The 11501-nt window shown below is 62.3% G+C and carries 12 protein-coding genes; 2 read left to right on the forward strand and 10 right to left on the reverse strand.

Going from position 1 to position 11501, the window contains the following annotated elements; translation table 11 throughout:
• The first annotated feature begins 35 nt into the window (after window positions 1–35).
• Complete coding sequence (locus AC0L2R_RS08475; protein WP_473508445.1) at window positions 36–719, forward strand: TetR/AcrR family transcriptional regulator; 684 nt, start codon at window positions 36–38, stop codon at window positions 717–719.
• Between the two features lie 84 nt (window positions 720–803).
• On the opposite strand, the gene AC0L2R_RS08480 is transcribed toward AC0L2R_RS08475, so the two are convergent.
• The 5 genes from AC0L2R_RS08480 to AC0L2R_RS08500 all read right to left on the reverse strand — a co-directional run bounded on the left by AC0L2R_RS08480 (window position 804) and on the right by AC0L2R_RS08500 (window position 6655).
• The gene (locus tag AC0L2R_RS08480; protein WP_473508446.1) at window positions 804–1334 is read right to left on the reverse strand and encodes a cupin domain-containing protein; all 531 of its coding nucleotides are present in this window, start codon (window positions 1332–1334) and stop codon (window positions 804–806) included.
• 14 nt (window positions 1335–1348) lie between these two features.
• Window positions 1349–2224, reverse strand: a complete 876-nt coding sequence (locus tag AC0L2R_RS08485; RefSeq protein ID WP_473508447.1) for a class I SAM-dependent methyltransferase — start codon at window positions 2222–2224, stop codon at window positions 1349–1351.
• A 230-nt stretch (window positions 2225–2454) separates the two neighbouring features.
• Window positions 2455–2961: a c-type cytochrome gene (locus AC0L2R_RS08490; protein ID WP_473508448.1), complete on the reverse strand. Its 507-nt coding sequence runs from the start codon at window positions 2959–2961 to the stop codon at window positions 2455–2457.
• 149 nt (window positions 2962–3110) lie between these two features.
• A complete protein-coding gene (locus AC0L2R_RS08495; protein WP_473508449.1) occupies window positions 3111–5636 on the reverse strand; it encodes a two-component system VirA-like sensor kinase in 2526 nt (841 codons plus the stop codon).
• The gene (locus AC0L2R_RS08500; RefSeq protein ID WP_473508450.1) at window positions 5633–6655 is read right to left on the reverse strand and encodes a cytochrome-c peroxidase; all 1023 of its coding nucleotides are present in this window, start codon (window positions 6653–6655) and stop codon (window positions 5633–5635) included. The genes AC0L2R_RS08495 and AC0L2R_RS08500 overlap by 4 nt, the downstream gene beginning before the upstream one ends.
• Window positions 6656–6792: 137 nt before the next feature.
• On the opposite strand from AC0L2R_RS08500, the gene AC0L2R_RS08505 reads away from it, so the two are divergent.
• Window positions 6793–7575 (forward strand): response regulator, encoded by a 783-nt coding sequence (locus AC0L2R_RS08505; protein ID WP_473508451.1) that lies wholly within the window; start codon window positions 6793–6795, stop codon window positions 7573–7575.
• 59 nt (window positions 7576–7634) lie between these two features.
• Here the strand turns inward: AC0L2R_RS08505 and AC0L2R_RS08510 are convergent, their stop codons facing one another.
• The 5 genes from AC0L2R_RS08510 to AC0L2R_RS08530 form a co-directional block, all read right to left on the reverse strand.
• Window positions 7635–7937: a DUF982 domain-containing protein gene (locus AC0L2R_RS08510; RefSeq protein WP_027151877.1), complete on the reverse strand. Its 303-nt coding sequence runs from the start codon at window positions 7935–7937 to the stop codon at window positions 7635–7637.
• A gap of 305 nt (window positions 7938–8242) precedes the next feature.
• A complete protein-coding gene (locus AC0L2R_RS08515; protein ID WP_473508452.1) occupies window positions 8243–8677 on the reverse strand; it encodes a PIN domain-containing protein in 435 nt (144 codons plus the stop codon).
• Window positions 8674–8925, reverse strand: coding sequence for a type II toxin-antitoxin system Phd/YefM family antitoxin (locus tag AC0L2R_RS08520; protein ID WP_236374081.1), 252 nt, complete (start codon window positions 8923–8925; stop codon window positions 8674–8676). The genes AC0L2R_RS08515 and AC0L2R_RS08520 overlap by 4 nt, the downstream gene beginning before the upstream one ends.
• 331 nt (window positions 8926–9256) lie before the next feature.
• The gene (locus AC0L2R_RS08525) at window positions 9257–9796 is read right to left on the reverse strand and encodes a DUF1697 domain-containing protein (protein WP_473508453.1); all 540 of its coding nucleotides are present in this window, start codon (window positions 9794–9796) and stop codon (window positions 9257–9259) included.
• A gap of 26 nt (window positions 9797–9822) precedes the next feature.
• Window positions 9823–11460, reverse strand: coding sequence for a CTP synthase (locus AC0L2R_RS08530; protein ID WP_084646645.1), 1638 nt, complete (start codon window positions 11458–11460; stop codon window positions 9823–9825).
• Window positions 11461–11501 lie beyond the last annotated feature (41 nt).

Consider the following 11501-nt stretch of genomic DNA (forward strand, 5'->3'; position numbering starts at 1 on the left):
TCCACCTGCACTTTGTGAGGTTCGATTTGCCCCGAATGATAAAGCCGCCGGAGATACGATCCGCCGAGCTCCTCGACTGCGCCCAGCGGCTTTTCTTCGAGCGCGGCTACGACAACACGACGGTGAACGACATCATCCGCGAGGCCGGCCTGTCGAAGGGCGCGTTCTACCACTATTTCGCATCGAAAGAGGCCCTGCTGGAGGCGCTCGCCACACGTCTCGCCCGCGACAGCTTCACCGAGTTGCAGCCCGTGCTCAACGATCCCTCACTCGATGGGCTTGGCCGGCTCAATGCCCTGTTTGCCGGCTCGCGGCGGCTGAACGTCGAGCTTGCTCCGCACATGCGCAAGACATTTTTCGTCCTGTTCCGGCCCGAGAACCTTGCCCTCTTCCATCGGGTCGACCAGGCGGCCAGGGAATTGGCCATGCCGATAATCACCGATCTGCTCAGGAAAGGCAGCGACGAAGGCATCTTCGACGTGCCCGACCCGGAAGCCTTCGCCGAGATGTTCTTGCAGCTGCGGCTGATCTTTCGGGATGTAATGCACCGCGCCCTGCTGAAGGCCGAGCAGGGCAATATCGACGAAGCGGCGCGGCTGCTCGACGATCGGATGCGGCTCTACGGCATCGCAATCGACCGGCTCTTGAAGCTGCCCGATGGAACGATAGAAGCAGCGCAACCCGGGTTTGCCCGGGCTTTCCTCGAAGCAGGCCCGTGAGCCGCCGAGCCAGGCCACCGCGCCTGACAGATCGCCGCAGCGACTCCGCGTGCTGCCGTGGAAGCTTTGCCGGCGCTGTCCAGATCAGCGGGGCGTCGGTGAAAGACCTACACTCGCATTCTCTTCCGGCGTTGCGTTCCAGTAGCCATATGCCGCGGCGGTCTTCAGGAAATGCTGCATCGCATCGGCTGAGGGAAGATCAGAATGCCTGCTTTCCCCGGTGATCGGCTTGCCGATTTCCCGGAAGAACCGGCCGATCGTTGACGTGCTGACGAGGATCATCACGGCCGGCCCGGTCGACAGGTTCCGAAAGGCGTGCTTCGCCCCGCCCGGCACGTGGAAAATATCGCCCGGCCGGATGGCTACCCAGACGAAGCCTTCCGGCGACTGCGAAAGCCCTTCGATCTCGCCGGAAATCTGGATGAAGGTCTCCGGGTCGGCGTGGCTGTGCAGCGGCACGACTACGCCCGGCGGTATGGTGCCGCGCATGACGCAAGGCTCGCCATCGCGCGACGGTGTAAGAAACTGGACCACAGGTCCCAGCACGTCGAGCGTCTCGACATTGTATGGATCGACGAGATGGCCCGCGTGCTCGCTGACGGCAGTGTCGAGCATCGATCTCTCCTTCGTCATCCCTGCGTATTTGCCCATGCGCCGACAAGGGGCGGCAGCATAATGCACATCTGCTGTTCGACGGCCTCGCTGCGCAGTCGCTCGGCGAGCGTATCAACCCTCATTTCGGTGGCGGTCGCGGCGCCGACCGCCTCGGCCATCGGCATCAGGCTGCGCAAGGTCTCGGCAACATAGTCGTAGACCGGCGAGTCGGGCCCGCTACCGGCGAGGCCGGCGGAATTCATCTGCGGCGCCGGCAGCCCTGCGCCGGCGAAGACCATCGGTAGCCTGCCACCCATGTCGACCTCGAAACCTGCCCGCTCGATCGTCTCGATTATCCAGCCGCGGCATTTGCTGAACAGCGGCGCCTCCGGAAAACTGCGGGTGAGCGGCATTGCCATTTCCTGGAAGGCGACGATGCCGCCCGGCCGAAGAAACCCGACAAGCCTGCGCAGGGTTGCGGCCGGATCGGGCAGATACATCAGGACGAGCCTGCCGATCACCGCATCGAACGTCTCGTCGGGTGAGAATGTATCAAGCTCGCTGGTGGTAAAGCGTGTCCAGTAGCACTGGCCGGATTCGGTGGCGCGCCGCTCGGCAATGTCCACTGCCCCCGCCGAGCGATCGACGCCGAGCACTCTTCCCGAGGGCCCGACCAGCTTCCCGGCCAGCAAGGAGACGTCGCCGACGCCGCAGCCAATGTCGAGCACGCGCATGCCCGGTCCCAGCCCCGCGCGGCGCAGGAAATCCTCCGTAAGGTCGTGAATGAGCGCTCCCTGCAGTTCCAGGCGCTGGAATTCACGTTCCGTGTAGCCCAAGGCATAGGGACGCGGATCCGCGGTGCCTTGATCTCGGTCGATCTTCGGCGCGTATTGGCCAAGCAGATTGTCCATTATTTGACTCCCTGATCGATTTATCTGGTTTTGACTTTTCCTGATCGCCGGGCATCCATCTGACCGCCCCGGTTGGACCGTCACGATCGGCGATCAGTGCTACAACGCGATTTCCGGAATCGGGAATTGCGTTACGACCGAAACAGACGGCCGTGTCTGACGTACCGCACAGGCGGAGAACATCCCCCTGCCCCCGGATCTTCGGCGGCGACTACGTCTTTCGGACGCGGCTACGGCTTCGGAGCCTGCGGGACGAACACGATATGCGGTGTCTTCGACGGACGACCGGGCGGCACATAATCCGGAACCGGCGTATCGTCTGCCGGCAGCGAAAGCACATAGCGGTGGATGGCGCGCAGGTCGGCCTCGGTCATGGCGCGCAGGTTGAACCACGGCATAGGCGGGCGCGTCTCGATTGTACGCGCTGACTTTACCCACTCGTCTTCGCTCATCGTGCGCAAAAGCTGGCGAAGATTCGTCGGGTAGGTCGTGCCCCACGGCCCATTGAAGCCAAGCGAGTCGCCGATCAGCCATCGATCCTCCGGAACGTTGCCGGCCTTCTCCAGATAATTTGGCGTGTGGCAATCGTTGCAGCCACCGATCTTTGCCAGGTATCGACCGCGCTCGATCGAGTCGATCGCCGCCGCCGCACCCATCTCACTGGGGTCGAGCGTTACGGTGGCGAGCAACCCGCTCAGGCCAAGGGCGGTAATTCCGATGAGAACCCACCGTGTCATCAGCTTCTCCTGCCGGTCCACTTTTTCGGGATCATGGTCTTTTCGCGATCACGATCTGGGCGTGAAACATAGAAACGCCCGGCTACAGGTTGATTTCAGCCAGGCGGAATTTTGGTTACGGTTGTAACGAGGAGCCCGGCCGACCGTGATCAGCCTGAATGCAGATGGCGGGCAAGGCATTGTGCAACAGAGGCCGACAGCAGCGGTTTCTTGATGACTTCGCTTATGCCGGCCGCCGCCAGTTGACGCGATCGCAGCGTGCGGCCGTAACCGGTCATCAGGACAATTGGCAGGTCAGACCGGATCTCATGCAACTTGCCGGAGAACTCGACCCCGGTCATGTCAGGCATGACCTCGTCCGTCAGCACCAGGTCGAAGCGCCCCGGATCGGCACGGAAGGCATTGAGAGCCGCGGGGCTGCGGTCGAACCCGACCGGCTCGTAGCCAAGCGCGGCGAGCATCTCCTCGGCAAGTTGCACCAGCGGCGTATCGTCATCGACAACCAGGATCGTCTCGCCGGTGCCATACTCGACCGGAACCTCGGTGGCCTCGCCCTCGCCCTCATCCGCTTGGGCTGAAGCGGGTTCGATCTGCGGAAAATAGATCTCGAAGGTCGTGCCTTGGCCCAGTTGGCTCATCACGTCCACCGCACCCCGATGTGCCGCGACAATGCCGTGCACCGTCGACAGGCCGAGCCCGGTGCCGTGCCCTGCCGGCTTGGTCGTAAAGAACGGCTCGAAGATGCGCTCGAGAGTCGCCTGATCCATGCCGCTGCCGGTGTCCCTGACGGCAAGGCGGATATAACGGCCGGCAGGCAGGTTGCCGTGCGACAGCGCCTGCGCCTCGTTGATCTCCGTCATGTCGAGAGCGATCTCCAATACGCCGCGGCTGTTCATCGCCTGCGCCGCGTTGGTACCGAGATTCATCACCACCTGCTGAAGCTCGGTCGGATCGCCCGTCATCGCGGCATCCGCGGCTGCAAGATGCGTCTCCACTGCAAGCGTGGCGGGGAACGAGGCGCGCAGCAGATCGACCGCCTCCGCAATCACGGGCTGCACCCGCAGCGCGTGATGCTGCCGCTCGCGGCGACGGCTGAAGGCAAGGATCTGCTCCGTGACGTCCTGCGCCCGCCTGCCGGCCTTCATGATCTGCTGGACGTAGCGCCGCGCACGAGACTCCTTCAGCAGCACCACCAGCGCCATCTCGCTATAGCCGAGGACGGCGCTGAGAATGTTGTTGAACTCGTGCGCTATGCCGCCGGCCAGCGTTCCGATTGCTTCCAGCCGCTGCGATTGGTTGAGCCGCGCCTGCAGCGCTTCGCGTTCCCGTTCGTTGTGTTGGCGCGCGATGGCATTGGCGAAGATCTCGGCGGCAGTGCGCAGCAGCGCGATGTCGTCGTCGGTCCAATGCTTTTCGTGCGTTACGCCATCGAGAGCCAGAAAACCCAGCCGCTCTTCGGCATGCCACATCGGTATGCACAGCCACGATCGAATTTGATGCGCCTGCAGGCATGCCCTCTCCCGCCCCTCCGGAAGCTCGCCGACGCGGGGGACGTCGATACAGCCTTGCCGTTCATGGTCCGCGAGCGTCCAGCGTGAAGCCAGATCGATCAAATCATTCGGCAGGCGGCGGGCCGTCGCGCTTCCGCTCGGGCGGCGATAGAAATAGCCGCCGGAAAGATTGGCATCGTATGTGCGGCTGACGAAAATCTGGGCGCCGTCGAGCCCGGCATGTTCCACCAGGCGCGCGAGGCCCTTGCTGATGCCGGCCCGGATGCGGTCACGCGGCAGATTGATGAACTGTGTCGAGATCGAAGCGATCAAGCCTTCGAATTCCAGCCGCTCGCGCAGGATCCGCGCATTGTGGCGCAGGCGGGCGAACAGGTAAGCCACATAGCCCACCAGGACCAGCGCCGCGACGTAGAGCAGCGTCTGGAACCGCGCAGCCCGTGCCGCCGCGCGCCCATGCATATCGAGATACAGGTCCTGCAGAGCGCGGGCCCGTTCGCTCGTTGGCGCAGTCTGCAGGCGGGAGACGAGATCGTCGACCGCCGGAAGCCTGGTGACGATAAGCCGGCCGTGGGAGACAAGGGAGAGGACATCGCTTGCAGCCACGGCATCGACGGATGGCCTGGCCAGCCGGTCAAGCGAGGCGGTCACTGCCCTTGCCGCCTCCGGCCGGGGATCGCTGATGAACCGCGACATGGCGATCATCAGGGCTCCGATCTCGACCGCTCGAAGGCCGTCGCCCTCGGTCGTGAGCCGGCCGCTCATATAGTTGAAATAGTTCAAAGAGTTCTGCAGCAGCGCGTTGTCCGACTTGAACGCCTCGACGAGCGTTTCCTCGTCGCGCACCGCGGCAATGACATCGGCAATCCGCCTCTCGATGTCCGCCCGTGCTTCGCCGCTTGCGACGTCCCCGGCAGCCGGCAGCGTCCGCGTCGCCTCATTCAGGTTCTCGATCGACCGCACAAGCGGATCGTAGCTGCGCAACAGCCCCGCCCGTGCCCGCAACACATCGCGCTGCAGGGCAGCGTTATAGAGGATGACGGTCCTGAGAGCGTCGAGCGTGCGTTCGTGGCGCGCGGCATTAGGAGCCGCGCCCTGCAGCAGGAGGTAGGTCAGGACGATGAGCAGGCACGCGACGACCGGCGCCAGGATGGATAGCGACTTCATTGCTGCAGACGATCCGCTGCGCTGGTCAACGGCTGGCCGCGATATTCCCCCGTCAGCGTCGCAAGGAACTTGACGATGAGATCGGTATCGCGCTGGTCGAGTTCCCGGCCGAGTTGGCTCCGCGCCATGATCTTTACTGCGTCTGCGAGCGATGCGGTGCGGCCGTCGTGGAAATACGGCGCCGTCACCGCGACATTGCGCAGGCTGGGAACGCGGAAGACATGGCGGTCGCTCTCGACGCCGGTAATGGCGAAGCGGCCGAGATCCGCCTGGGACAAGGTTTTCTGACCGGCGAAGGGATTCCGAAAGATGCCGAACTTCTGAAACAAATTGCCGCCGACATTGGCGCCCTGATGGCAAGCGACGCAGCCAAACGCCTTGAACAATTGATAGCCATGCTCCTCGTCCGCCTTGATGGCGTCGCGCTCGCCCTTGAGATAGCGGTCGAAACGGGCGTTGGGCGTGATCAGCGAGCGTTGAAAGATGGCCAGGGCGTCGAGCACATCCGTCCGGCCGGGAGCCGCGCCGTAGAGCGTCACGAACCGCCGCGAATAGTCCGGGTCGGAGCGCAGTTTCGGCAGCAATTCTTCCCAACTCGTATTCATCAGCCTGTCATCGAGCAGGACTGCCTCGTTCTGCTCCTCGACAGTGCGGAAATTGCCGCGCCAGTTCAGCCGGAAATTGAGCGCTGCGCTGAAGACGGTCGGCGCATTGAAATCGAGCTGCCCGCCATCCGCCGCCGTGGAACGAGCCCTGCCGTCGTCGCCGCTGAGATCGAGCCTGTGGCAACCGCTGCAGGCGATGACATCGTCATGCGACAGCCGGACATCGTTGAACAGGCTCTCGCCAAGGGCGATCTTCGCCTGTTCGAAAGGACCAGTGCCCGTTATCGGAGCAATCGGCTCGCCGATCGGCGCGGCCGGCTGATTGACCAGGGCCAACGCAAACGGTGCCGCCGCTGCCAGGCAAAGCGGAACCAAAAGCCCCGCCCGAACCTTACCAATCTGGCCATACGCCATCGAGTGAGCCTGTGGTATCCGATCACGAAGATTATCGGTGCTTACCAACAAATCGCCGTTAATCGGCGTTAAGTCTAATGTTAAGTCTAATAAAGCAACGGCTCGGTCATGGGTTCCATACCTGCGGACGGTCTGAGATGTTAGCCGAACAGAACACGCGCTACGAAGAGCAGTCGAAAGGCACAATCGAACAGGCAGCGGCGGCGAAGCATATTCTTGTCGTCGATGACGACCCCGAAATTCGCGAGATGCTCACCAATTACCTGGAGAGCGAGAATTTCAGGGTTAGCGCTGTTGCCGACAGCCGGGCCATGTCGCGCGTCCTCAATGAAAGACCGGTAGACCTGGTGCTCCTCGACATGCGGCTTGCCGACGAGGACGGGTTTGAAATCATGCGGCAACTCGGCAGTCCGCCGGAAGCGCCGCCCATCATCATCATCACCGGCCACAGGCGCGACGAGGTGGATCGCGTCGTCGGCCTGGAACTCGGGGCTGACGACTACATCACCAAGCCCTTCAGCCTCAGGGAACTGCTTGCGCGCGTTCGCGCCGTGCTGCGGCGATCGGGGTCAACACGCCAGCAGTCGCCTGGCAAGAAGCCCAAGCGTTACCGCTTTGCCGGCTGGGAACTCGACATGCGGATGCGGCGCCTGAGGTCGCCTGCCGGCGAAGCGACGCCGCTGACCGCCGGCGAGTTCAACCTGCTGGCAGCCTTCCTGCAATCGCCGCAACAAATCCTGAGCCGCGAGCAGCTTCTCGCTGCCAGCAGGATTCACGACGAAGAGGTGTTTGACCGCAGTATCGATGTGCAGATACTGCGCCTGCGCCGCAAGCTCGAGGTCAGCCCGAGCGAGCCGAAACTCATTGTCACCGAGCGGGGCGCTGGCTACGTCTTCGCTGCCCCGGTCGAGGTGCAGTGACTTTCGAGGTGCTGTGACTTTGCCGCGCCCCGTTCCTGGCAGGGGTCAAATAGGAACGTTCATCGCCTCAGCGCATGCACGCTATCAACATTGCCGCCGCCTATCGGCAGAGCCATGTCGTCGTCGAGCAAGCGCGTGATGCGGGCGAAGCCGGTAAAAGCCTTCCTTGCTTCCTCTGCCGACATCCGGCCCGCCAGAGCCGCGGAGCAGCAATTCACCGCGCATTGGTAGACGGGCCCACGCCGGCCGATTGGCCATCTACGCAAGAACTCCATCGCTTCGGCTACGCTATCAATTTCTTCGGCAGGACTTTCCTGCCCGCGCGAAATACGCACAGGCGTAAAGAATTGCAGGCGATCCATTGTTTCCTCCCGGTCGATCGCTATGTGCCTGATCGAACCTTTAAACTCACTGTTGACCATGTGGTTTCCGGCAAACAGGGCCCTATGATGAAAAAGTCGGGCCAAAAACGAAGTCTTTCACATCACGCGGCCGAAATCGAATCACCAAACGTGACAAACATGTGATGAACCGTTGCTCGCCGCCGCACTGCGACGTCAACTATCCCGAGCGGGGGCCTGGAGGCGCTCATCCCGCATTTGAGGTATGCGGATTACGCAACCGGATTTGGCTAGCCGCAGCAGACCCCTTTGGGATCTCTTCTCCGTCAAAGCGTCAGTGGATCGAGGCAGGGAACTCCTAAGGGCTGGAAGTGTCTCAGGTTCCCAGTCAGGAGCGTCAAGGAGTTCGCTTTAGCGGTCGCAGCGATGAGAATGTCAGCCAGCCCTGGATGACTCCCTGCGGCTGTGGCGGCGTCTTCCATGAGGCCTGCCTCCAACGCCACCGCCGCATCGATCGGTAAGATTTCCGCCCTGTAGCCCGTCATGATGCCCTGCAGCCACGCCATTAGCGTCTGAGCCTTCGCCGTGGCTCCCGAGCGGTCGAGCTTGGCGATGCCTCTCCGAAGTTCGTGGAGGGCAAAGGCAGGCACAAACAAGTTGCCCGTCTGCTGCAATAGCCAAGCTGCCGCATTTGGGGGCAGCGGAGGCTTTCCCGGCGCGGTCGCCGACAGCACCGAGGTGTCGAAAAGGTATGAGGTCAAAGGTTAACCTCGCGGCTTTGCTGGGTGCGGTCGCGCTCCGGTTCGAAGCCCTCGGGCCAACCGGGGAACGACAGCAGGTATTCCGCAAGGCTGGGCTTCTCGGGGTAAATCTTCCTCGCTTCGTCGATCGGAACGATAGCTGCCACTGGCTTGCCGTGCCTCGTGATCGTGATCGGGTCGCCGGCCTCGGCCGCATCGACGAGTGCCGTCAAAGTGGCCTTGGCTTCGCGAATGTTGATGTGTTTCACTGCCGTTGCCTCCATTGTGGTTGCACGCAACTACACTTAGCAAATCCGTCGTCGATTACAAGTGGACACTTCCCGGAGAACAGGCCCAGCACGGGGTGGTGTTGCGGATCGATCTCGATGGACAGGCCATGCGCCTGGATCAAGGAACATGGTCTTCATTGGGCTGCTTACAGGTGCCCACAGGAGATTGGATCCAGCAAAGGCGACCACGCTCCCGGAAGGATTCACGCCAAAGACATTCCGAAATCTCGATCACCTCTCGAAGGAAATCGCGGACAGTTTCGACGCCAAGATTTCCAATTTCCCCTTCTTCCTGGGCGAAGGGGGAGTCCTATTTGCCGACCATCTCGGCCAATTTGCGCACGGTGTTCCAGTTGCGCGAGGTGCCGATGCCGAGCCGTTTATGGCTTATCGCCGCCACAAGGCGCGAGCTTGGCGTCTCGCGCGAAAAGAACATCCAGATGTCACCGCCGACCGCCTGCATCCGCTCATCCTTGCCGATATAGGCCTCCAGCGCCGCAACGGCCTCAGCGGCAACGGGCCTGCGCATCACGCGCACCGCTACCTGATCCCCGGCGACAGCCGATTCGGTGGGAAACGGATTGCCGGCCGCAAGCTTCAACCAGTCATCCGCGCGGCGCACGATGATGTCGACATGGCGGCCAAAAGTCTTTTGGAACGCCGTCTCCAATCGGCGCTCCAGCGCGGCAATCTCTGTTTCTTTCGTCTCGAAAACCAGATTGCCGGTCGCCACCAGCGTGCGCGGGTTGTTCAGGCCCAGGCCTTCTGTCATGGCCCTGAGATCGGACATGACGACACGCCGCCCCTCGCTGAGCACGATGCTGTAAAGCAGAGCGACGTAGGTTTGCATGCTAGCCCGGACGATAGCCTGTCGATTTAGACCAAGCGGCTCTGCTCCACCGCCGCCTCGATGAAGCTGGCAAACAGCGGGTGCGGGTCAAGCGGCCGGCTTTTCAGCTCGGGATGATATTGCACGCCGATGAACCAGGGATGGTCGGGATATTCGACCGTTTCCGGCAGCACGCCGTCCGGCGACATGCCGGCAAAAACCAGGCCGCAATCTTCTAGCCGCTCCTTGTAGTCGACATTGACCTCGTAGCGGTGGCGGTGGCGCTCGGAAATCTGCGTGTCGCCATAGATCTCGGCGATCTTCGAGCCCCTGGCGAGGTCCGCCTGATAGGCACCGAGCCGCATGGTGCCGCCGAGATCGCCGGTTTCCCTGCGCTTCTCCAGCATGTTGCCTTTCAGCCATTCCGTCATCAGGCCGACGACCGGTTCCTCGGTCGGACCGAATTCGGTCGACGAGGCGTGCTTGACGCCGGCCAGCGAACGCGCTGCCTCGATGCAGGCCATCTGCATGCCGAAGCAGATGCCGAAATACGGCACTTTTCGCTCGCGGGCGAACTTCGCCGCAAGGATCTTGCCTTCCGCGCCGCGCTCGCCAAAACCGCCGGGGACCAGAATGCCGTGGACCTTTTCCAGCCACGGCGCCGGGTCTTCCTTCTCGAATATCTCGCTCTCGATCCAGTCGAGCTTGACCTTGACGCGGTTGGCGAGACCGCCATGCGACAGCGCCTCGATCAGCGATTTGTAGGCGTCCTTGAGGCCGGTATATTTGCCGACGACGGCGATGGTCACCTCGCCCTCCGGGTTGTGGATGCGTTTGGACACCGCTTGCCACGGCTCCATCCGCGGCTTCGGCGCCGGATCGATGCCGAAAGCGGCGAGCACTTCCGAATCCAGCCCTTCATTGTGATAGGCCATCGGCACGTCGTAGATGTGCGGCACGTCGAGCGCCTGGATGACCGCGCTCTCGCGCACATTGCAGAACAGCGACAGTTTGCGGCGCTCTTCCCTGGGGATGGGGCGGTCGGCGCGGACCAGCAGGATGTCGGGCGCGATGCCGATGCCGCGCAATTCCTTGACCGAATGCTGGGTCGGCTTGGTCTTCAATTCGCCCGCCGTTGGAATATAGGGCATCAGCGTCAGGTGCACGTAGACGGCGTTGTTGCGCGGCAGGTCGTTGCCAAGTTGGCGGATCGCCTCCAGAAACGGCATCGCCTCGATGTCGCCGACGGTGCCGCCGATCTCGCACAGGACGAAGTCATAGTCGTCATTGCCGTTGAGAATGAAATTCTTGATCTCGTCGGTGACATGCGGAATGACCTGCACGGTGGCGCCAAGATAATCGCCGCGTCGCTCCCGCTCGATGATATTCTTGTAGATGCGGCCCGTGGTGATGTTGTCCTGCTGGTTGGCCGAGCGGCCGGTGAACCGCTCATAATGGCCAAGATCGAGATCGGTCTCGGCGCCGTCATCCGTCACGAAGACTTCGCCATGCTGGTATGGCGACATCGTGCCGGGATCGACATTGAGATAGGGATCGAGCTTCTTGATGCGCGCGCGATAGCCTCGCGCCTGCAAGAGAGCCCCAAGGGCCGCTGCAGCGATGCCTTTTCCGAGTGAGGAAACCACGCCGCCTGTGATGAATACATATCGCGCCATGGGAGTCATCGCTTAACGCGGCCGAATTGATTCCGCCAGAGAAAAAACCG

The sequence above is a fragment of the Mesorhizobium sp. WSM4820 genome, assembly GCF_055811075.1.

Excerpts from the sequence above, each read along its gene's own strand:
- AC0L2R_RS08505 (WP_473508451.1), top strand. The coding sequence starts at position 6,793 with ATGTTAGCCGAACAGAACACGCGCTACGAAGAGCAGTCGAAAGGCACA.
- AC0L2R_RS08530 (WP_084646645.1), bottom strand. The coding sequence starts at position 11,460 with ATGACTCCCATGGCGCGATATGTATTCATCACAGGCGGCGTGGTTTCC.
- AC0L2R_RS08510 (WP_027151877.1), bottom strand. The coding sequence starts at position 7,937 with ATGGATCGCCTGCAATTCTTTACGCCTGTGCGTATTTCGCGCGGGCAG.
- AC0L2R_RS08490 (WP_473508448.1), bottom strand. The coding sequence starts at position 2,961 with ATGACACGGTGGGTTCTCATCGGAATTACCGCCCTTGGCCTGAGCGGG.
- AC0L2R_RS08485 (WP_473508447.1), bottom strand. The coding sequence starts at position 2,224 with ATGGACAATCTGCTTGGCCAATACGCGCCGAAGATCGACCGAGATCAA.
- AC0L2R_RS08500 (WP_473508450.1), bottom strand. The coding sequence starts at position 6,655 with ATGGCGTATGGCCAGATTGGTAAGGTTCGGGCGGGGCTTTTGGTTCCG.
- AC0L2R_RS08525 (WP_473508453.1), bottom strand. The coding sequence starts at position 9,796 with ATGCAAACCTACGTCGCTCTGCTTTACAGCATCGTGCTCAGCGAGGGG.
- AC0L2R_RS08480 (WP_473508446.1), bottom strand. The coding sequence starts at position 1,334 with ATGCTCGACACTGCCGTCAGCGAGCACGCGGGCCATCTCGTCGATCCA.
- AC0L2R_RS08495 (WP_473508449.1), bottom strand. The coding sequence starts at position 5,636 with ATGAAGTCGCTATCCATCCTGGCGCCGGTCGTCGCGTGCCTGCTCATC.
- AC0L2R_RS08475 (WP_473508445.1), top strand. The coding sequence starts at position 36 with ATGATAAAGCCGCCGGAGATACGATCCGCCGAGCTCCTCGACTGCGCC.